Genomic DNA, 20892 nt, shown 5'->3' with positions numbered 1-20892 from the left:
GCTCAGCGTTGGTTGATCACCGCGACGTTACCGGCGCCGCCGGCCTGGGTCACGTTGGCGTTCAGCGCGGTGCCGGTCTGGGTCACCCGCGCACTGTTGGTGAAATACCGGGTGCCGGTGCCGCTCTGGTTCAGGGTCAGGCTGTTCTGGCTGCCCACCTGGGCCAGCGTGGCCTCGTTGAAGTCGCCGGTCTGGCGGCTGTTGACCACGTTGAGGTTACCCGCCTGGGCGATGTCGGCGTTGAGCTCGGTGCCGCGCTGGTAGGCCACTACGCTGTTGTCGTTACCCACGTTCTGGCGCGCGGTCAGGTTGTTGCGAAAGCCGTCTTCCTGGCGCAGGTCGCCGCGGTTGCCCACCCCCACCTGCTGCAGCGTGGCCGTGCTGAAGCCGGTGGCCAGTTGGTTCACCGTGCCCACGTTGGCGGTGTTCTGCTGGTCGATGGTCACCCGGCTGCCGGAGCTGGCATCCTGCACCAGGGTGGCCACGTTGCTGGTGCCCTCCTGGCTGATCACCGCGCGGCTGCCGCCCAGGTTGGGCCCGGTGTTGCTCTGGTTATTGCTGGCGACGTTGCCGGTGCCTACCTGGCTCACGCTGGCGTAGGCAGACAACGTATGCACCTGGTTGAGGGTGCCCTGGTTGCCGTTGCCATCCTGGCTGATGCCGGCGAACCCCGAGCTGCTGGAGGTTTGCGTCAGCCAGGCGCGGTTGTTGGCGTTGTTCTGGCTGAGGTTGGCTTCGCCGCCGATGTTGCCCTGCTGGGTCACCCAGCCGCCGTTGCCAGTGCCGGTTTGCCGCAGCGTCGCCAGGCTGCGGTACTGGTTGTTGTCCTGAACGATCGCCCCGGTATTGTCGGAACCGGCCTGGGTCAACAGCGCCTGCGGGTTGTTGCTGGCGCCCACCGGGGCGCCTTTGGGCGAGGTCTGGGTGATGCTGGCGGTGTTGCGCTCGCCGCCACTCTGGCTTGCGCCGGCGTTGTTCAGGCTGCCGGCCTGGGTGATCGCCAGGGTGCTGTGAGCGCTGCTCTGGCTGACGGCCAGGGCCGTGCTGCCGGCGCTGTTGTTGCTGCCGGTTTGCTCAACAGTGAGGTAAGAGCCGACCGCGCCGGCCTGGTCGATCACCACGCTGTTGTAGCTGCCACTTTGCAGCGAGGTAACGCTGCCATTCTGGGCGGCGGCGGCACCGCTGAGGGCGGCGAGTACGGCAACGGCGACGAAGGTTTTGCGAGCATTCATGAAGCGGTCCTTATGTGCGGGCGTTGGCGGGGGTAAGCGTTGCGATGGGCTGGCGGGCCGGCTTATTGCTGCTTGACGGTGGCGCTGCCGTGGTTGCCCCACTGGGTAACGGTCACCCGCCCGCCAAAGCCGTTCTGGGTCACGCTGGCCTGGTTGCCACTGCCGTACTGGCCCACGAACGCTTGGTTGTAGCTGCCGTTCTGCACCACGGTGGCGGCGTTGGCGGTGCCCACCTGGGCGATCGCGGCCTGGTTGTAGCGGCCGGCCTGGGTCACCGCCAGGCTGTTGTTCAGCCCCTGCTGGCTGGCGGCGATCACACTGTTGGCGCCGGCCTGGTTCAGGTTGGCGGCGTTGGCGCTGCCGGCCTGGCGCTGCCAGATGGCTTGGCTGGCGCCGCTTTGGTCAAGCCGTGCCTGGTTGAAGCTACCGGCCTGGCCCAGGTCTACCGCGCTGCCGCGAACGGCCAGGCTGGCGTAGCGGCTCTCACTGACCAGGTCCGCGCCCAGGGCCGCGGCGCTGCACAACAGCAGGGTGGCCGGCAACACGAGCCGGGTGAACAAGGTGGCGTGGGGCATGGGGTGGGCAGCCAGGGTAACAAGGTAGATACACTCTAGCGGCAGCCGCCGGGATTGCGCGGGTGCCGGCAAAACCTTGGGTTCCTGGCTGTTTTTGCCGCGAATACGCCAAAAAACTCGCGGCACGGGGCCGCCAAAAGCGAGGCGGTGGGAAAGGTGGCGCCAGAGGTTCGCTGGGGTGGCCTATCGCCCGGCACAGCCGGAGTGCAGTTCACTTAAGCAATCAGAGCACCAAATCGGGAATGAAAAGCCCTAATGACTTCAGGTGGTTTTAGTGAGCGCATGACCTGACTGGCCCTCCGCCCGGCACAGCCGGCCTCCCACCAGATTTGTGTAAGTGCTTGATTTACGGGGCAACACAGAACCCGTGGGAGGCCGTGGTCCGGCACTCCGGCTGTGCCGGGCGAAGGGCCCTCAAGCCATGCGCCGGGCCTCAGCACGCACAGGCAACCCCACCCGGGGTACCACTGCCGCCCGCCAGCGCCAGGCCCTCATCGAGCCAGCCGGTGACCCCGCCGAGCATTTCCTTGACCGCGTAACCCAACTGGGCCAGGCGCGCGGCGGCGCGGTGCACGCCGTTGCAGTGTGGCCCGGCGCAATACACCACAAACAGCGTATCGGCCGGGAACGCCGCCAGGCGCTCGGCGCTGAGGGTGCGGGTGGGCAGGTTGATGGCGCCGGGCACATGCCCGGCGGCAAAGGCCGCGGGGCTGCGCACATCGGCCAGCACGTAGTCGGCCTGGCCGGCCTGCTGGCTGTGGTACACATCCGAGCAGTCGGTTTCGAACGCCAGGCGCCGGCTGAAGTGCGCGTAGGCATCAGCCGCCGCGGCGGCGGGTATTTCACGGATCAAATTGGGCATGGCAAGGCTCCGGGTGCTATTGACGTGGCACCACTGTATGGCGGCACCGCGCTGCGCTACAGTGGCGCATTTGCCATCAACTGGTAGTTTTCCGCCAATGCACAGCGCGCCCGGCTTAGTGGCCATCCTGGCCTACGACGGTTTATGCACCTTCGAGTTTGGCATCGCCATCGAAGTGTTCGCCTTGCCTCGCCCTGAATTCGACTTCCCCTGGTACCGCCACTGCGTGGTCGCGGTCGACCCAGGCCCGCTGCGCGCGCTGGGCGGCTTTGTGATCCACGCCGATGCCGGCTACGAGGCCCTGGCCGAGGCCCGCACGGTGATCATCCCCGGCTGGCGCAACCGCGATGAGCCCCCGCCGCCAGCCTTGCTGTCGGCCTTGCGCGCCGCCCATGGGCGTGGCGCGCGGCTGTTGTCGATCTGCTCGGGGGCCTACGTGCTGGCCGCCGCCGGGCTGCTCGATGGCCAGCGCGCCACCACCCACTGGCGTTACAGCACCGACCTCGCGCAGCGGTTTCCGGCGATCGAGGTCGACCCCGCCGTGCTGTATGTCGACAACGGCGCGGTGATCACCTCCGCCGGCAGCAGCGCCGGCCTCGACGCCTGCCTGCACCTGGTGGAGCGCGACTTCGGCGCCCATGTGTCAAACACCGTGGCCAGGCGCCTGGTGATGGCGCCGCAGCGCTCTGGCGGCCAGGCGCAGTTCATTGCCGCGCCGGTCGCGCAGGCCCCCCGGCATGACCTCGCGGCGCTGCTGGAGTGGGCCCGCGAGCACCTCAGCGAACCGCTGAGCGTGCCGCAATTGGCGGCCAAGGCGTTGATGAGCGAACGCACCTTCCTGCGCCGCTTCCATGAGGCCACCGGCATGGCGCCCAAAGCTTGGCTGCAACACGCGCGCCTGGCCCAGGCCCGCGCGCTGCTCGAAAGCACCGGCCTGAACACCGAGCAGATCGCCGAGCGTTGCGGTTTTGCCTCGGTCGAGGGCTTCAGGGTGGCGTTTCGCAAAGCCGTTGGCCTGGCGCCGTCGTTGTACCGCGGCGGCTTTGGCCAGCGCTGAGTCAGCGCGCGGCAGCGCCCTGCCCCGGCAAACAACGCCGAAACAACTGCTGCAAGGGCCGCTGGCGCTGGGCACTGCGCTCGATCAGCACCAGCTCCCGGTAGAACACCCGCGCGCCCAGCTCAAGCACCCGTACCCCTTCGCGGCGCTCCAGCCACAACCCCGCCAGCGGGATCAACGACACCCCGAGCCCGCTTTGCACCATCTTCACGATCGCATCCAGTTCATCGAGCTCCAGCACCTGGCGGGGCTCGATGCGCTGCTCGCGCAGGAACTGGCTGACCAGCCGCCCGCCGAACGAGGCGCGGTCATAGCGCACGAACGGCTGCTGCTCGAGCAGCGCGAGCGGGCACTCCCCGGCCAGCGCCGGCGGGGTGATCAACACGAAGGGTTCGCGGGCGATCACCTCGCAGTGCAAGTCGCTGGGCAGGTCGAACGGCGGGCGGATCAGGATCGCCACGTCGAGCTCGCCGGCATCCAGTTGGCTCAGCAGGTTGATCGACACCCCCGGCACCAGCTTGGCGTCGATCTGCGGCGCCTGCTCGCGCAAGCGCACCAGCGCGGCGGGCAACAGGCCGGTTTGCACCGAGCCGATGGCGCCGATGCGCAGCTCGCCGCGGTAGCTGTCCAGGCTGTCGGGCTGGCCCATGGCCTGGAACAGCTCGAGCAGTTGTTCGGCGATCGGCAGCGCGCGCTGGCCGGCGGCATTCAGGCTCGCCGCGCGCGCGCTGCGGTCGAACAAGGTGATGCCCAAGGCCTGTTCGAGGTGCTTGATCTGCGCGCTGACCGCCGACTGGGTCAGCCCCACCTGCTGCCCGGCGGCGGCGAAGGTGCCGCGTTTGGCCACCGCCAGGAAGGTACGGATTTCACGAAGCATCAGGCCCACCAGCATCGGAATTATTGGCTCTCAGGCACAAAAATATCCGCTTTGCATCGAAATTAAAATACTCAAGAATGCGCGTATACCTCCCCCACACAACGAGGACCACCCGTGAGCCTGTCGCCTTTCCACCTTGCTATCCCCGTGTATGACCTCGCCGCCGCGCGCGCCTTCTATGGCGAGGTGTTCGGCCTGGCCGAAGGCCGCTCCAGCGACCACTGGGTCGACTTCAACTTCTACGGCCACCAGTTGGTGATCCACGAACACCCCAAAACCGCCTCGCAGGAATCGGCCCACACCAACGCGGTCGACGGCCACAACGTGCCGGTGCCGCACTTCGGCATCCTCCTGAGCTTCCCGGAGTGGGAGGCCCTGGCTGAGCGCCTGCGCGCCCGCGGCACGGCATTCGTGATCGAGCCGTACATTCGCTTCAAGGGCGAGGTTGGCGAGCAGGCCACCATGTTCCTCTTCGACCCCTGCGGCAATGCCCTGGAGTTCAAGGCGTTCAAGGACATGAGCCAGTTGTTCGCCAAGTGACCGCGCGGGCCGGGTGGCCTCAGGCATCCCAACGCGGGGCGAACGGCGGCGTGACAAAACGCTGGCCCTTTGGCAAGGCGGCGATCGCCGCCCGGTCCTGGTCATCCAGCCGAAGGTTCACGGCCTGCAAGTTGGCCACCTGGCTGGCGCGCCGTTGCGCCTTGGGAATGGCGATCACCCCCGGCTGATCGAGCAACCAGGCGATGGCGATTTGCGCGGCGCTGGCGCCATGCTTGCTGCCGATGCGCGCCAAGGTGGGGTCCGCTGCCGCCCGGCCCTGGGCCAACGGCGCATAGGCCACCAGCGGAATGCGCTGGCTGCGCAGGTACGCCAGCATGGGGCCTTGGTCGAGAAACGGGTGGTACTCCACTTGGTGGCAGGCAATCGCGGCGCCCACCTCTTCGACCGCCAGGCGCAACAGCGGCAAATTGAAGTTGCACACACCAATGGCCCGGATCCGCCCCGCCTGGCGCTGGGCTTCCAGCACTTGCAGCGCTGCTGGCAGGTTCATGCCCGCCGCCGGCCAATGGATCATGTACAGGTCCACGTAGTCGAGCCCGAGCTTTGCCAGGCTGCTCTCCAACGCGCGTTCGATGGCACCTGGGCCGAGGTGTTCATGCCAGACCTTGGTGGTCACGTGCAAGGCCTCGCGTGGCAGCGCGGCGGCGGCGATGGCTGCGCCGACCGCGGCTTCGTTCTGGTACATCTCGGCGGTATCGATATGGCGGTAGCCCACTTCCAGCGCGCTTTCGACGGCCGGCTGGCAGTCACCGCCGGGCATGCGAAAGGTACCGAAGCCAAGTTGGGGAATGTGGATGCCTTGGGTCAGGAGGGTATTCATCGAGGTTCTCCGTGCGGGTAGGTGAGAAGCCACTGTCCCATGCATGGCATTGATGAATAAAGTATGCTCTGGTCAATGCTGAAATGACTAAAATCACTAATAATGGCAAGCCAGGGTGAACCATGACATTCGATGGGCGCTTGTTCTCAGGCATCACCGTGCTCGCGGCGGTGGTTGAAAGCGGCAGTTTCGTGCGCGCCGCCGACGCGCTGGGGCTGTCGCCTTCAGGGGTCAGCCGGGCCATCAGCCGGCTGGAAAAACACCTCGGCGTGCGCCTGCTCGAACGCACCACCCGTGCCCAGGCACTGACCGACGAAGGCCGCCGGCTGGTGAACGCCATCGGCCCGCACATGGCGGGCATCGAAGCGGCGGCGGCGGTGGTGTCCGGTGCCTCGGGCGTGGTGCGCGGCAAGCTACGGGTGAACCTCGACCCGTTTTTCTCCAGGACTGTGCTGGCCTCGCGGCTACCGGAATTCCTCGCGCTGCACCCGGCGTTGGCGGTTGAGATGATCATGCGCGATAACGTAGGTGACCTGGTCGCCGATGGCTTCGACCTGGCCATCCGCTTTGGCCCGCCGGCGGCCGGCAGCCTGATCGCCCGCAAACTGCTCGACACGCGCATCATCACCGTGGCCTCACCGGGCTACCTTGCCCGCCACGGCCGGCCGGCACACCCGAACGAGGTGGTCCAACACTCACGCATTCTGTTTTTCAACGCGGCGGCGTCCAAGCCCTTCGAATGGGAGTTCCACCGCGCCGGCCAGGTCATCACCCTCCCCGCCGAGGGGCGCCTGTTGGTGTCTGACGTCGGCACCATGCTCGAAGCCTGCGTACGTGATGGCGGTATCGCCCAGGTCATGGCGTTGGGCACCGAAGCCTTGCTGCGGCAGGGCCGGCTGGTCGACCTGTTTCCAGACTGGCCAGACGAGCGCTTCGCCCTTTATGCGCTCTACCCTTCACGGCGCCAGCAGGCCGCGAAGCTGAAGGCGTTCATCGAGTTTTGCGCCGAGGCGTTTCGCGCCGCGGGCGAATAGGCGGGCCCGTGTTGAACTCAGCGAACAGTGCTACCCGCCGGGTTGCGAAACGGCCCGCGCATCAAGGCGCAAAGAGCAGGCAATCTTTCACGCCGGCGCTATTAACTTCAAACGCTGCTTATTTAATAACATTTACTTAAGCCACCGATCACAATAACGGTTATTACACAAACACCGGCACGTGCGCTTAAACGATATTTCCTTCTCGGCCAAAGTTTTCGATTAATACACCCTCTTTGATCGAGAGCTTTATTTCATGCCGCTAGCACTTCGTGGCCGCTTGGCCAGCCAAGCCTACACAGGCCCCCACACCGCGCTCGAGCAATACCTGGCGTTTTATCGCCCGGCCGGCACGCCGGGCTTTCACAGCGCTGTCGTGGCCGCATCGGCCCAGGAGCAGGAGCGCCTGGGCTACGACAGCACCCTCTATCCGCAACGCGCCACCGGCCCCGCGGTGTGGCCGGTCGTGGGCTGGGCCTTGAGCGCCACCCAGCGCCTGGCGGTCGTGGCCGCCCACCGGGTGGGCGTTGAGTTGCCAAGCGTGGCGGCGCGCGCGCTGGCCACCCTGGACCGTTTGAGCAACGGCCGCGCCGCCGTGCATGTATTGCAGGGCCGCGACGACCTCGACGTTCAGCGCGATGGCATGTTCCTCGCTAAGCCCCAGCGTTACGCGCTGGCGGAAGAGTATCTGGACGTTTTCACCCGCACGCTGGAGAGCGACCAGCCGTTCGACTACCACGGGCAGTTCTACCAGTTGGAAAACGCCCAGGCGGATATCCAACCGGCCCAGCGCCCTCGCCCGACGATCTCGATTCCGGGAACGTCCGATCATGGCGTGACCCTGGCCGCGCGCTACGCCGATGTGTACAGCGTGCCGATCGCCACCGAGCAGACCGCTTCGCGCGCGATCACGCGGATCCGCTTGCAGGCAGACCAACTCGGGCGCACCCGCCCGCTCGGCTATTGGGCCGATGCCAACATCATTCTTGGAACGACCGACGCGCAGGCCTGGGCCTGGGCGCACCAGATCGCCGACACCTTGCAGGCCGAAAAGGCAAGCACGCCAGCCTACGACCATGGCAACGCGCAAGCGGCGCTGCAGCAATGGGGCGCCCATGAACACAGTGGTGCCTGGTACCCCAGGCTCAACCAGCTCACCGGGCATGGCTACACCTTGGTGGGCAGTGTCGACAGCCTTGCCCGGCACCTGCTGGACTTCTACCAGTTGGGTATCGAGACCATCACCCTGGGCGGCATTGCCAACCGTTTCGATGCCCAGGGGCGCAGCTGCAGTGACCCTGAGCAACTGGCGTTATTGAAAGCGTTGATCGACGCCCTGCACCACGGGGCCCTGCTCATCGACGCCCAGCGCGGCGTAGCCCGCGCGGCCTATTGAACGCTGCCTTCGCAGCTCCGGAGCTCGCATGCCCATAGACATCCGCGGCCGCCTGCCGTTTTGCGGCAAACGCCCAACCCGCGATAGCGAAGCCGGGCGTTACGCCGCCTTCTTCGTGCCATCGCCTACCCGTACCACCGCCGACGCCCAGGTGATCATCCGCGCCGCCCGTGAACAACAAGCCTTGGGCTATGACAGCAGCCTGATCCCTACCAACAGCGCCCGGCCGGATGTCTGGGCGTGCTGCGGCTGGGCGCTGGCGGCGACCGACCGCTTGCACCTGGTCGGCGCCTTGCGCATGGGCTGGCAGCAACCCACGCTCGCCGCGCGCACCCTCGCCACGCTGTCGCAGTTGTCTGGCGGGCGCATTCACGCGCATTTGCTGCAAGGCCGTAGCGATGAAGACATGCGCCGAGACGGCGACAGGCTGCCGAAGGCTGAGCGCTATGAGCGCTCCGAGGCGTTCCTGCAGGTGTTCAAGCGTACCTTGCAGAGCACCACGGCGTTTGATTTCGACAGCCCGTATTACCGCGTCAAGGGCGCGTTCAGTGCAGTCAAACCGCTCCCCGGGCTGACGCTGCATATGCCGGGAGGCTCTGAAGCAGGCCAGCAGTTGGCCGCGCGCCATGCCGACGTCTGGGCGGTGGCCGGCCGCAGCACGGCGGAAGTCGCACAGGCGATCGAACGGATGCGCCAGTTGGCTCACGCGCAACGGCGCACGCTTGGCGGGTTCTGGGCCGGCGGCTTCAACGTGATCCTCGGCGAGACCGACGAACAGGCCTGGGCCAAGGCCACGGCGATCACCGAGGAGGTACGCCGCCACCTGCACACACCGCCCAGCGAACGCCGCGGCCCGCTGCAACCGAGCGGCGACGCGCTGTACCTGGGGCTCAGCGAACTGACCGGCCACGGCCCATCGTTGGTGGGCAGCCCGCAAACGCTGGCCGCGCGGGTCCTCGAGTATTACCGCGCCGGGGTGACCTGCATCACCCTGGGTGGCTTGTGCGAATACCAGAGCGACGATGGCAGCGACCTGATCGGTGCGCATGACCGCCAATTGCTGGCCGAGCTGATACGCCAGGTGCGCGCGCGGGTCGCGGCCCATGACGCCTCCCTTCCCCCTCAAAGCGCCAGGAGCCTTGAATGAGCGCCAACCCACTCTATTACTCCATTTGCCCGGTCTACGTGGCATCGCATGTGTCCAAAGCGCTGGGCTGGCTGGACAGCGAACTGCTGGCCGTCGATGCCCGCGCCCAGCGCCTGGAACGCCACCCCAGCGGCCAGGGCGCGGTGATCCACTCGCGGCACAGCGAGCGTTACCAGATCCGCGACGGCGGCAACGTACCGGCGCTGTCGGCCCGTGCCGACCACAGCGATACCGTGCTGCTGGCCAGCACCGAGGTCAACCAGGGCGGCCAGGTCGTGGTCCGCGCAGACGCCCCGCTGTGGCGGGTGGCCGACCTTAAGGGCCTACGCCTGGGCCTCTCGCGCAGCGAAGACAACACCCGCGTCGACTGGTGGCGGGCCAATTCTCAACGCAGCTTGCAACTGGCCCTGCGCCGCGCCGGTGTGAGCGATGCCGAGGTGCACTGGGTGGATGTCGCGCACAGCCCCAGCTCGGGCGAGTGGCGCGCCGCCCGGGCGGCGGCGAGCAACACCGAACGGGTCTTGCAATTGCCCTTCACCCCGGAGTTCGCCGCCTTGGAGCGCGGTGAAGTCGACGCGATCTACAGCACCCAGGGCCGCTCGCGGATCTATGAGAATACCGGGCGTTTCAAGGTGATCGAAGACCTCAGCCATGCACCGGACTGGGTCGCGCGGATTGCCACCACCCCTTACACCCTGGTCGCCTCCAAGGCCCTGGTCGACGAGCGGCCCGAGGTCGCGGTGGCCTGGTTGCGCGCCAACCTGCGGGCCGCGCGCTGGATCCGCGAAAACCCCTTGGAGGCCGCGCGGATCCTCCATCAGGTGACCTACGACGCCACCGTCGACGACGTGCTGGAGGTGGTTCAGGCCACTGACTTCACCCCGTCGCTGGCAGCGCGCAACCTGGCCGCCTTGCGCCACGGCAAGGATTGGCTGCGCCAGCAGCACTACCTGCAGAACGATTTTGCCATCGACGCGTGGGCCCAACCGCAGTGGTTGGCGCAAGCACACGCCAGCCTGGCCGAGCTCACCGAGGTGCACCATGGCGCTTGAATTGCGTGGCCGCCTGGGCATGGGCCGCAGCCAAACCGGCACCGCCCGCGCGGTGTTCACCCCCGCGGCCTTTCCACCGCCCTACAGGCTAGACCCCACGGCGCTTGTCGAGCTTGCGCGCAGCCATGAACGCCACGGCCTGGACGCCATGTTGATCGCGCAGAACGGCTCGAGCGCCGACGTGTGGAGCCTGGCCGCCTGGAGCCTCGCGCAGACGCAGCGGATCACCGCGGTGATTTCCCACCGCCCAGGCCTGCAAGCCCCGACCCTGGCCGCCCGCGCGTTCGCCTCGCTCGACCAGTTGTCTGGCGGGCGGGTGTCGTTGCACGTTATCCAGGGCTCTCAGGACCGCGAACAGCAACGTGATGGCGACCTGCTCGACAAGCCTGCCCGCTATCGCCGCAGTGGCGAATACATCGAAGTGTTCAAGCGCAGCCTGACCGCGACCGAGCCTTTCGACCACGACGGTGAGTTCTACCAGGTTCGCCAGGGCTGGTCGCAGATCCGCCCGCTGCAAACACCGCTGCCGTTCTTGTCATCCGCCGGTGCCAGTGACGCCGGTATCGAGTTCGCCGCCCAGCACATGGACGGCTATGCGCTGTTCCCGGAACCCCTGGCGCAGACCGCGCAATTGCTGGCGCGGGTACGCCAGGCCGCCGCCCGCCACGGGCGCACGCTGCGCTTCTGGCGCGACGCCAATTTTGTACTGGCGGCCACCGACGCACAGGCCCGGGAAAAGGTCGAGCGATTGGCCGAAGACCTCTTGGCCCGGCACGCTCAACAGACCGACGCAGGCCAGGTGGAAAGCGAGGGGCTCAAGCGCGTGCACCACGCCGCCCGTGCGCAAGACTGGCACGACCGGGCGCTGTACACCGGCCTGATGAAGTTCGGCATGGGCGGGCCGCCGTTTGCCGGCAGCCCGGAAACCGTCGCGGCAGCGGTGCTCGACTACTACGACCTGGGTATCGAACTGTTCTCGGTGGGTTTCGATGGCGACCCACAACCCGATAGCGCATTGGCCGCGGAACTGTTCGATCGCCTGCGCGCTGGCGCGGCCGCGCGGGACCGCCGCGCGCAAAAGGTGACCGGGTGATGGCCGGGCCGGGCGCCAGGTGGGCGGGTTGGCACCGGGGCTTGGGCACTTGGGGGTTGGCCGCGCTGGTCGGGGTGTTCTACGCAGGGCCGCTGCTCAGCCTTGCGGTGGGCGCGTTTCGCAACACCGCGCCTGGCCAGCCAGGGCATTGGACGCTGGCGGCATGGCGGGCCCTGGTGGCCGACGAACGCTTGCGCGAGGCACTGGGCAATGCACTGCTACTGGCCTCGGCCAACCTGCTGATCGCCGTACCACTGGCCGTGCTGCTGGCCTGGCTCGCGGTGCGCAGCGACCTGCCCGGGCGCCGGGCGATCACCCCGGCCATGCTGGTGATGTTCGCCTTGCCCTCGTTGTTCTACGCCATGGGCTATGAGCTGCTGGCCAACCCCTACACCGGGCTGTTGAACGGTATCCTCGGCCGCTTGGGGGTGGCGTTCAGGTTCAACATCGAGACGCTCACCGGCCTGGTGGCGGTGAACACCTTTCGCTGTGTGGCATTCAGCTACCTGTTCTTGCTGGGCCCGGTCAAAGCCTTGGCCAGCGAGCAGGAGGAGGCCTCGCGCACGGCGGGGCGGAGCGCCACGGCCACGTTCTGGCGCATCAGCCTGCCGGCGCTGGCCCCGGCCATCAGCGCCGCCGCCCTGTTCGCGCTGATGGGCGGGCTGGAGGTGTTCGACCTGGCAATGATCATTGGGGTACCGGCCAACCTGCCGATCGTGGCCGTGCAACTGTACGATTGGCTCAGCCAACCGCAGCCACGCTACGGCCAGGCCAGCGCGCTGGCACTGAGCCTGGTGGCGCTGCTGGCGCTGGCCATGGCGCTGCGCACGCGCGGGCTCGGCGCGCGGGGCTTTGTCAGTATTGGCGGCAAGGCACAACGGCGGGGCGGCCTCAGCCTGGGGTACGCGCGCTGGCCACTGTCGGCGTTGGTCTGGGCGTACCTCGGCGCGGCCCAACTGCTGCCGATCGGCACCTTGATCTACGCCTCATTCCAACCGCTGCCAGGGGTCGCCGGGCCACTGGGCCTGGTGCATTACCGGGTGCTGTTCGCCAGCCCGGGGGTCGCCAGCGCGGTGGGCAATACGTTCTGGCTAGCGGCCACCCTGGGTGCCACCGTGTCGGCCTGCGGCCTGGCCCTGGCGCAACTGCAACAGTCACTGCCTGCCTTGCCGCGGCGCTGGATTCAACTCTGCACCGCCGCGCCACTGGCGATGCCGGGCGTGGTCGTGGCCCTGGCCATTACCTGGTCCTATGTCGCGACCCCCGGCCTGCGCGCCCTCTATGGCAGCTTCGCGATGATGAGCATCGCCCTGCTGATCGCGCTGACGCCCCTCGCCGTGCAGCTAGGCCAGGCCAGCCTGGCCCAGGTGGCGCCGCAGTTGTTCGAGGCTGCCCGGGTATGCGGCGCCACCCCACTGGCTGCCTGGTTCAGCATCACGCTACGGCTGTGCCTGCCGGGTTTCCTCGCGGGCTGGTACCTGGCGCTGATCGCCATCGCCGGGGCCTTGGACATCCCGTTGTTATTGGGCGGCCCAGGCCTCGAAACGCTGGCCACGCAAGTCTTCACCTTCAATGCCCGTGGCCAACCCGGCGAAGCCGCCGCGCTGCTGTGCGTGTTGCTGTTGTTCATCCTATTGCCCTTGCTGCCCCTGGCGGCCTGGCGCGCACGGCAGCGCCTGCTGCCCCTGTTTACCCGGAGCCGAGATGACTCGTATCGAACTGCATGACCTGCGCAAGCGCTTTGGCGCGGGCGGTGACACCACCAAAGCCATCAATGGCGTGGACCTGGTGATCGAGCCGGGTGAATTCCTGGTGTTACTGGGCCCCAGCGGCTGCGGCAAAACCACCACCCTGCGCTGCCTGGCCGGCCTCGAACACCCGGACGGCGGGAGCATCGACATGGCCGGCAAGCGGGTCGCCGACAGCGCCCGGCGGCAGTTCGTACCGCCGCACAAGCGTGACCTGGGCATGGTGTTCCAGGGCTATGCGCTGTGGCCACACCTGAACGTGCTGGATAACGTCGCCTACCCGGTCAAGGCACGGCATGGCCGCCGTGGCGCTCGCGACCAGGCATTGGCGGCGCTGCGCCGGGTCGGCCTGGAGCAGTACGCCGGGCGTTATCCCGCCGCCCTCTCGGGCGGCCAGCAGCAGCGGGTGGCGCTGGCCCGCGCACTGGCCGGCAACCCCGGCGTGCTGCTGTTCGACGAGCCGCTGTCGAACCTGGACGCCACCCTGCGAATCGAGTTGCGCCAAGCGCTACGGGCCTTGCACCGGCAATTGGGGTACACCGGGGTATACGTGACCCATGATCAGAGCGAAGCGCTCGCCCTGGCCGACCGGGTCGCGGTCATGGCGCAAGGGCAACTGGCGCAACTGGCGCGCCCTGAAACCCTCTACAACGCGCCTGCTTCAGCGTTCGTGGCGCGCTTTGTAGGCTTCGAAAATATCCTGCCGGCGCAGGCCATACGCACGGCTGGCGACGGCGCCTGGTATGAAGCCGGCCTTGGCGCCCCGCTATGGCTGCCCGGCCAGGTACAGCCGGGGGCTGCCAGCACCTTGGCGTGGCGGGCCAAGCACCTGCGCCTGAGCACCGTGCCGGCCCCGCACGCGCTGAAAATCACCGCGCAGGTGGTGGATGTGCTGTTTCAGGGCGGCCATTACCTGGCCCAGGTGCAAACCCCTGGCACACGGCTGCACGTGCGCATCGCACCGCCCGCCTTGCCGGCGATTCTTCAAGCAACGGCCGCCCACCAGGCGGTTTACCTGCATATCGATATAGCCCACACCGCGCGGTTCTCCCGCCACGATACGCTCAGCGAGGCGCCGCGGCAGGCAGCCGCCGCGGTGGGCCCAGCCTTGGCAAAGGTTTTATAAACTTAAGCAGTTGCCAATTCGATATATTACAGCGCGCAGCGCCGGGCTTTACCCTGAACACTTTGCATCAGCCAGTACGGCGGGGCTCGGAAAACATGGCAGGGTTGGCGTTAAATCTTAATCTACTGGCTACCCTCGACGTGTTGCTCAGGGAAGACAGCGTCAATCGCACCGCGGCACGCTTCGGTGTAAGCCAAGCCGCTGTCAGTGCCCAACTGGCTAAACTTCGCGCGCACTTTGGCGACGAACTTTTCGTGCCCAGGGGGCGGCGCCTGGTCAAAACACCCTTCGCTGAAACCTTGGTCGGCCCGGTCCGCGACCTTATCGACCGCAGCCGCCAGGTGATCAGCCTCCGGCAGAGTTTCGACCCGCTCACCTCCGATCGCTCGTTTCGCCTGCATGCCGGCGACATCGACTCCATATTGCTGCTCGCGCCACTGGTGCGCTGCCTGCAAAGCGCCGCGCCGGGCATGCGGGTGCATAGCCATGGCGCGGCGGCGAACCCCGCCAACGTGGATTTTTTCATCCGCCCGATCGGCATGCACAACCCCGAGGCGCCCTACGACACCCTCTACACCGACCATTACTGCGTGTTGGCGGACCAGGCCCACCCCGAGCAAGCGGCCGCTTGGGACATCGAGCGTTACCTGGCACTCGAGCATGTGGTGCGCCATGTAGGGCACAGCGGCGCACTCAGCTTCGAGGCCGCGACCATGGCGCGCCTCGGCCATGCGCGCAAAACCGGGATGATCGTCGAATACTATGGCAGCGTGGCGCCTTTGTTGGTCGGCACCCGTTATGTGTCGACGGTGCCGTCACGTTTTGCCGCGGAGATGGCCAGGCTGTATCCGCTGAAGATACTGCCATTGCCCTTCGCCTTTCCCGAGCAAAGCATTGTGCTGCAATGGAGCGAGCACTTGGCCAATGACAGCGCCGCGTTGTGGATGCGCAACTTTATTCAACAGATCGCCCATACGCTTTATGCAACTGGGCACTGCTCTACCCCTCATGAATACTGATAGCAGGCACTACTATTAATTATATTTCCTCTGGCGAAGTTCCTCGCCTTAAATGTTATTTCTCAGGCGCATTACAACTACCTATCTTCGGCAGCCATTACCGACGACAGGATGTTTTTAAATGCCACCTCGCCACGCCACCCTCCCGTTCAGGCTCACCTTGCTCAGCGTGCTGATCGCCAGCCATGGGCTGAACGGTTCCGCCGCCGTAGCCGCGGACGCCACGCCCACGCCCACGCCCGCCAGCGAGGCAGGCGGCACCGTATTGGACCCAGTCATCAGCCTCGGTACGCGCCGCTCGGACGCGACCTCGCTCAACAGCAGCGCGCCGGTGGATGTGATTTCCGCGGAGCAACTGCAGCGCACCTCGGGCACGGGCCTGAGCGGCATCCTGCAAAACCTGTTGCCGTCGTTTCACTTCCCGCAAAACATGCAACAGGCCGATGCCGTGTACTCGGTAGGCGGTGGTTCATTGCGCGGCTTGCCATCCGGGGAAACCCTGGTACTGATCAACGGCAAGCGCCGGCATACGTCGCCGTTGCTCAACATCGGCAGCGTGTATGACCGTGGCTCGACCAACACCGACCTCAATGCGATCCCGGTCAGCGCGATTGACCATATCGAAGTGCTGCGTGACGGCGCGGCCGCACAGTATGGCTCCGATGCGATTGCCGGGGTGATCAACGTGGTGCTCAAGGAGCGTGACAGCGGTGGTGGTTTGAATACCCGTATCGGCCAGTACAGCAAGGGCGACGGGCTGCGCAAAAGCTACGGTGGCTGGAAGGGCTTCGCCCTGCCCGGGGATGGCTTCCTGACCCTGAGCCTGGACGGGCTCGACAAGAACAGTACCCGCTCCGCGGCCGGCGACCAGCGCCACTTCTATAACAGTGACGGTAGCGAGATCCCGTTCGACAGGCACTGGGCGACCGGTGATGCCGCCGCGGACCGCTACAGCTTCGCGCTGAATGCCGACGTGGGCCTGAGCGATGCCCTGCGGGCCTACGGCTTCGCCACCTACAGCTACGACCGGGTACGCGCGAACACCCCCTTCGTGGTGCCGACCAATGCCAATAACCGCCGCGACGTGTACCCCTCGGGCTACGTGCCGGAAGTCACCTTGAAAACCGAGGACATCGGCGCGACCACGGGGCTCAAATACGACGCCGGCAACCTGGGGCGCTGGGACTTCTCCCTGACCCACGGGGAAAACCGCTCGCGCTACTATCGGCCCGTCACCCTCAACCCCACCTATATCGACGCTGAAGACACCACCAAGAACTATTCGGGGCAGTTCCGCTTCTACCAGAACAACGCCACCCTGGACTACGTCAATGACCTCGACTTCGCCGGGCTTGCCCACCCCGTGACCGTCAACGCCGGGGTTGCCTGGCGCAACGAACGCTTCGAGGAACTGGCCGGTGATGAAGACTCCTGGCAGACCGGCGACTACCGCAATGCCAACGGCTCCACGCCTAACCCCGGGGCGGGCTACCGCCCCAGCGACGAAGGGGTGTTCAAGCGCAACGTCATCGGCGTGTATGGCGGGGCGGAACACCAACTGACAGACCAGTTGAACCTGGGCGTGACCGCGCGCAGCGAGCGCTACTCCGACTTCGGCACGACCTCTAACGGGAAATTTACCGCACGCTATGACTTTACGCCCCAGGTGGCGCTGCGCGGCACCTTGAGCAGTGGCTATCGCGCGCCCTCGCTGTCGCAAATCGGCTATCAGCGTACTGACGGGCAGATTCTGGCGGGCACCGACTATTACTCGTTGATCCACTTGTTCCCGGCAGACTCAGCCGCCGCCCGGGCGCTAGGCGCGACCGACCTGAAGCCGGAAAAGTCCACCAGCTATTCCCTCGGCCTGGTGCTGCGCCCGAGCGCCAGCAGTTCGGTCACGGTAGACGCCTACAAAACCTACCTGCGTGATCGTATCGTGCTCACCGAGAACCTCACCGGCAGCCGGGTACGGCAGATTCTGAGCGACGCGGGCTATACCAATATCATCGGCGCCAGTTACTTCACCAACGGCATGGATACCGAAACACACGGGGTCGATGTGGTGGGCAAACAGCACCTGGACCTCGCCGGCCTGGGCAAGCTCGACCTCAGCGCAGCCTTCAGCGCCGCCCGGACCAAGGTCACCAGCGTCGCCAACATTACCCAACTGGCGGGCACCGACAATATTCCCATCGGCCGGCGCATTATCAGCCTGGCGCAAGACGCCGCGCCGAACAACAAGCTGCGGCTCGAAGCCCGGCACAGCTTCGGGCCGTGGCACACCATGCTGGCGGCAACCCGCTACGGCACCTACAGCCTCAAGGCGCCAGAGGGCCAGGAGAGCTACGACAAAAGCTACGGGCCGCAATGGGTGACCGACCTGGACCTCGCCTACGACGTAAGCCATGACCTCACCGTCTCGGTGGGGGCCAATAACCTGCTCAACACCCACCCGGACAAATCCACCCCAGCTTCGCGAAGCACGTCCGGTTACCTGGTCAAGTACGCGCATATCGTCCCGGATGGCGCCGAGGGTTCCTTCTACTACGTCAACCTCGATTACCGCTTCTAAGGATGAAGATGACTATCCCCTATGCCTTGAGCGCGCCCGCGCGCGGCCTGGCGGCCAGCCTGCTGGCCTTGTCACTGGCGGCCTGTGGCCCGCAGGCCGGCAGCAGCGCAAGCACGCCGGCGGCGGCCGCGCCCGCGGAAATCGCCGACCTTTACCAGGCCGCGCAAGCGGCCGGGGAACACGAGTTGGTGGTGTACACGTCGTTTCCGGAAACCGTGGCCTTGTGGCAGGCGTTTCAGGCGGACTACCCCGCCATCACCCTCAAGCCCAGCCAAGCCACGCAGATCTACACCCGCCTGGCCAGTGAGGCCGCCTCCGGCCAGCCGGTAGGCGACATCGTATTGACCGGCTACAGCGAGCTCTCGGAGCTTACCCGGCAGAACCGCCTGGCCGCCGAGGTCCCGGCGACCAGCGCCGGCCTGCCCGACCAGTACAAAGAGCCTCGCGGTTTTTTCCAGATTCCTTGGGTGAACGTTTTCACCCTGGCCTACAACACCCAGCGGATGGCGCCTGAACAGGTGCCGCAGGAATGGGCACAGATCCTCGCTCCCGAGCATAAAGGGCGCTTCGCGCACGTGCGCTTCGTCGGTGCCAGCCCCTTCGACGCGGCGGTGGTTCTGTTGCAGGAAGAAGGCGTGCTGAGCGACCAACAGTTGCACACCCTGCATGACGCCGCGCAGGTCGCCGATGGGCCTGGGACGCTGATCGCCAACCTCGCCCAGGGCCGCACCGACTTCGTCCTCTGGGCCCCTGCTCAATCCGTCGCGCGCCAGCGGGACCAGGGCGCGCCACTGGCCTTGAGCTTTCCGGAACAGGTGGCGATCCTCTACGGGCCGGGTGTCGCACTGATTGACCACGCCCCCCACCCCAACGCCGCACGGCTGTTCAAGGCCTGGTTATTCACCGCGCGCGCGCAGGCGATCATTGCCGGCAAAGAATACGCCTACAGCACCATGCCAGGCTCCGCCGCGCCGGCAGGCTTCCCACCCATCACGCACTTCAAGCAAACGGCCATCCCGTTTGACCAGGTGAACGCGTACTTCGAACGCTATCGGGCAAAAACCCAGGCTATCTGGCATTGAGCAAGGGCGAGTGAACAGCATTACCGCTGGTGGCCAATGCTGAGCAAGCCCTTGATCGCCTCGATCACTTGAGCCGCCGCCGCGGCATTGTACGCCGCGGTGGTACCCGCCACGACACAGGCGTCGGCGTAGCTGAACGGCTGCCCGGTGGCCTGGTTGATCAACACCCCCTGGGGTGACTCGGCAATCCGGCACTCGCGCAGGGATTGATTGCCAGGCGCCCGGTGCGGTTCGCTGTAGCCCTCCCAATCGAACACGTGATGAGCGCCCGGGTAGACGGTCAACGCGACCTGCGCACCCGCCGCCGCCAAGCGCCGCACATAGCCCGCACAGGCCGCGGCGCTGTTGAAATCATCCAGCGCGCCGTGAAAGATGTGCACCGGCCGCTCGACCAACTGTTCATCCTGTTGATAGCGCGCCGCGCAATTGGGGTACAGCGCGATGAACCGCGAGAATTGCAGCCCCGGCTGCAGGTAGTACCCCTGGAACCGCCGCATCGCCGCGTACAACGCGCCCTGCCCGCCCCGCGAGAAGCCCAGCAAGGCCACCCGCGCGGGGTCGATCAACGGGTGCCGGGCCAGGGTTTCCAGCGCGCGGTAGGCATCCAGCGTGCCCACCAGGCGGCCCAACCGCCCCTGGTCATCGGCCACCTTGTGCAAGCCGCGGCCGCTAAAGCTATCGACCACGAACGTGGCGAGCCCCCATTGGTTCAAGCGCTGCACCCAGGCGTCGATATAAGCGCTGTAGCCGCCGGAGCCGTGCAACACGATCACCGCTGGCAGCGGCCCGGCGTTGACCTGCGGCAGCCGCAGCACCCCGGCAATCGTGGCAGTGCGCGTCACCGCGCCCTGCAGGAACTGGGTATCGGTCGGGGTGTGGGTCTCGAACGGGATGGCTTCCGTGCGGGCGATCGGCAAAGCGTTCACGGCGGTTCTCACTTCAACAGGTTCAAGGCTCGAAGGTACAACCCTGGCGGCGCAGCTGGGCGTCGATCCAACCGCGATCGGAGGTGCCGCGCTCGATGCTGGCCAGCAATTCGGCTTCGGCCTCGCATTTGTGCGTGGCCGCCTCGCACACTGCCGCGACCTCGGCGAACGGCACGGCCAGCACGCCGTCGGCATCGCCACACACCAGGTCACCCGGGTGAATGACCATGCCGTTGATGGCGATCGGCACGTTGACTTCGCCCGGCCCATCCTTGTACGGCCCACGGTGGGTGGCCCCGAGGGCGAATACCGGCAGGGTGCCCTGGCACAGCGCCTCGCTGTCGCGCACCGCGCCGAAAATCACCAGGCCGCCCAGCCGGCGCTGGCGCGCATGGGCGACCATCAGTTCACCGATGATGGCGTTGGTCAGGTCACCGCCGGCATCGACCACCACGATGTCGCCGGGCTGCGCCATGTCCAGCGCCTTGTGCACTATCAGGTTGTCACCAGGGCGGGTTTTCACCGTGACCGCCGCGCCGACCATCCGCGCGCCGCGGTAGAACGGCCGCAGCCCAGCGCCGCCCGCGCTCATGCGGGCCATCGAATCGCTGAGGGTTGCCACCGGCAGGGCGCGGAACGCCTCCACCCAGGTTTCATCCACTCGCCGGGCCCGCTCGCACACTTTGAATCCGATCATCGGTCAATCCTTC

At 66.5% G+C, this 20892-nt stretch carries 19 protein-coding genes; 12 read left to right on the top strand and 7 right to left on the bottom strand.

Going from position 1 to position 20892, the window contains the following annotated elements:
• Window positions 1–2: 2 nt before the first annotated feature.
• The 3 genes from ACFZCE_RS23480 to ACFZCE_RS23470 all read right to left on the bottom strand — a co-directional run bounded on the left by ACFZCE_RS23480 (window position 3) and on the right by ACFZCE_RS23470 (window position 2669).
• A complete protein-coding gene (locus tag ACFZCE_RS23480; RefSeq protein ID WP_390942934.1) occupies window positions 3–1232 on the bottom strand; it encodes a hypothetical protein in 1230 nt (409 codons plus the stop codon).
• A gap of 62 nt (window positions 1233–1294) precedes the next feature.
• Window positions 1295–1807, bottom strand: a complete 513-nt coding sequence (locus tag ACFZCE_RS23475) for a curlin-associated protein (RefSeq protein ID WP_390942933.1) — start codon at window positions 1805–1807, stop codon at window positions 1295–1297.
• A 433-nt stretch (window positions 1808–2240) separates the two neighbouring features.
• Window positions 2241–2669, bottom strand: a complete 429-nt coding sequence (locus tag ACFZCE_RS23470; protein WP_390942932.1) for a rhodanese-like domain-containing protein — start codon at window positions 2667–2669, stop codon at window positions 2241–2243.
• 97 nt (window positions 2670–2766) lie between these two features.
• Between ACFZCE_RS23470 and ftrA the strand changes: the two genes are divergently transcribed.
• Entirely contained in the window at window positions 2767–3726 is a 960-nt protein-coding gene (ftrA, locus tag ACFZCE_RS23465; RefSeq protein ID WP_390942931.1) for a transcriptional regulator FtrA, read from the top strand.
• A gap of 1 nt (window position 3727) precedes the next feature.
• On the opposite strand, the gene ACFZCE_RS23460 is transcribed toward ftrA, so the two are convergent.
• Complete coding sequence (locus tag ACFZCE_RS23460; protein WP_390942930.1) at window positions 3728–4603, bottom strand: LysR substrate-binding domain-containing protein; 876 nt, start codon at window positions 4601–4603, stop codon at window positions 3728–3730.
• A 114-nt stretch (window positions 4604–4717) separates the two neighbouring features.
• On the opposite strand from ACFZCE_RS23460, the gene ACFZCE_RS23455 reads away from it, so the two are divergent.
• Window positions 4718–5143 (top strand): VOC family protein, encoded by a 426-nt coding sequence (locus tag ACFZCE_RS23455; protein ID WP_390942929.1) that lies wholly within the window; start codon window positions 4718–4720, stop codon window positions 5141–5143.
• Window positions 5144–5162: 19 nt separating this feature from the next.
• On the opposite strand, the gene ACFZCE_RS23450 is transcribed toward ACFZCE_RS23455, so the two are convergent.
• Window positions 5163–5984 carry an aldo/keto reductase gene (locus ACFZCE_RS23450; RefSeq protein ID WP_390942928.1) on the bottom strand — a complete coding sequence of 274 codons (822 nt, stop codon included), beginning with the start codon at window positions 5982–5984 and terminating at the stop codon, window positions 5163–5165.
• 122 nt (window positions 5985–6106) lie between these two features.
• On the opposite strand from ACFZCE_RS23450, the gene ACFZCE_RS23445 reads away from it, so the two are divergent.
• From ACFZCE_RS23445 to ACFZCE_RS23400, 10 genes are all read left to right on the top strand, one after another.
• Complete coding sequence (locus tag ACFZCE_RS23445) at window positions 6107–7018, top strand: LysR substrate-binding domain-containing protein (protein WP_390942927.1); 912 nt, start codon at window positions 6107–6109, stop codon at window positions 7016–7018.
• A gap of 256 nt (window positions 7019–7274) precedes the next feature.
• The gene (locus ACFZCE_RS23440) at window positions 7275–8414 is read left to right on the top strand and encodes an LLM class flavin-dependent oxidoreductase (protein ID WP_390942926.1); all 1140 of its coding nucleotides are present in this window, start codon (window positions 7275–7277) and stop codon (window positions 8412–8414) included.
• 28 nt (window positions 8415–8442) lie between these two features.
• Complete coding sequence (locus tag ACFZCE_RS23435; RefSeq protein ID WP_390942925.1) at window positions 8443–9561, top strand: LLM class flavin-dependent oxidoreductase; 1119 nt, start codon at window positions 8443–8445, stop codon at window positions 9559–9561.
• Complete coding sequence (locus ACFZCE_RS23430) at window positions 9558–10613, top strand: ABC transporter substrate-binding protein (protein ID WP_390942924.1); 1056 nt, start codon at window positions 9558–9560, stop codon at window positions 10611–10613. Before ACFZCE_RS23435 ends, ACFZCE_RS23430 begins: the two co-directional genes overlap by 4 nt.
• Window positions 10603–11706, top strand: a complete 1104-nt coding sequence (locus ACFZCE_RS23425) for an LLM class flavin-dependent oxidoreductase (RefSeq protein WP_390942923.1) — start codon at window positions 10603–10605, stop codon at window positions 11704–11706. The genes ACFZCE_RS23430 and ACFZCE_RS23425 overlap by 11 nt, the downstream gene beginning before the upstream one ends.
• Window positions 11707–11747: 41 nt before the next feature.
• Complete coding sequence (locus ACFZCE_RS23420; protein WP_390942922.1) at window positions 11748–13433, top strand: ABC transporter permease subunit; 1686 nt, start codon at window positions 11748–11750, stop codon at window positions 13431–13433.
• Window positions 13411–14580, top strand: a complete 1170-nt coding sequence (locus tag ACFZCE_RS23415; protein WP_390942921.1) for an ATP-binding cassette domain-containing protein — start codon at window positions 13411–13413, stop codon at window positions 14578–14580. Before ACFZCE_RS23420 ends, ACFZCE_RS23415 begins: the two co-directional genes overlap by 23 nt.
• 95 nt (window positions 14581–14675) lie before the next feature.
• Complete coding sequence (locus tag ACFZCE_RS23410; RefSeq protein ID WP_390942920.1) at window positions 14676–15599, top strand: LysR family transcriptional regulator; 924 nt, start codon at window positions 14676–14678, stop codon at window positions 15597–15599.
• Window positions 15600–15720: 121 nt separating this feature from the next.
• On the top strand, window positions 15721–18174 hold the full coding sequence (locus ACFZCE_RS23405) for a TonB-dependent receptor domain-containing protein (protein ID WP_390942919.1): 2454 nt from the start codon (window positions 15721–15723) through the stop codon (window positions 18172–18174).
• An 8-nt stretch (window positions 18175–18182) separates the two neighbouring features.
• Window positions 18183–19256 carry an extracellular solute-binding protein gene (locus ACFZCE_RS23400; RefSeq protein WP_390942918.1) on the top strand — a complete coding sequence of 358 codons (1074 nt, stop codon included), beginning with the start codon at window positions 18183–18185 and terminating at the stop codon, window positions 19254–19256.
• A 20-nt stretch (window positions 19257–19276) separates the two neighbouring features.
• On the opposite strand, the gene ACFZCE_RS23395 is transcribed toward ACFZCE_RS23400, so the two are convergent.
• Both ACFZCE_RS23395 and ACFZCE_RS23390 read right to left on the bottom strand, forming a co-directional pair.
• Window positions 19277–20182: a dienelactone hydrolase family protein gene (locus tag ACFZCE_RS23395; RefSeq protein ID WP_390942917.1), complete on the bottom strand. Its 906-nt coding sequence runs from the start codon at window positions 20180–20182 to the stop codon at window positions 19277–19279.
• A gap of 22 nt (window positions 20183–20204) precedes the next feature.
• Entirely contained in the window at window positions 20205–20879 is a 675-nt protein-coding gene (locus ACFZCE_RS23390) for an RraA family protein (RefSeq protein WP_390942916.1), read from the bottom strand.
• Between the last annotated feature and the right edge of the window lie 13 nt (window positions 20880–20892).

The organism is Pseudomonas sp. NPDC007930, assembly GCF_042958985.1.
Classification (GTDB): domain Bacteria; phylum Pseudomonadota; class Gammaproteobacteria; order Pseudomonadales; family Pseudomonadaceae; genus Aquipseudomonas.
The sequence above is the reverse complement of the archived record's forward strand: the minus strand, read 5'-3'. Positions and strand labels throughout refer to the sequence as shown.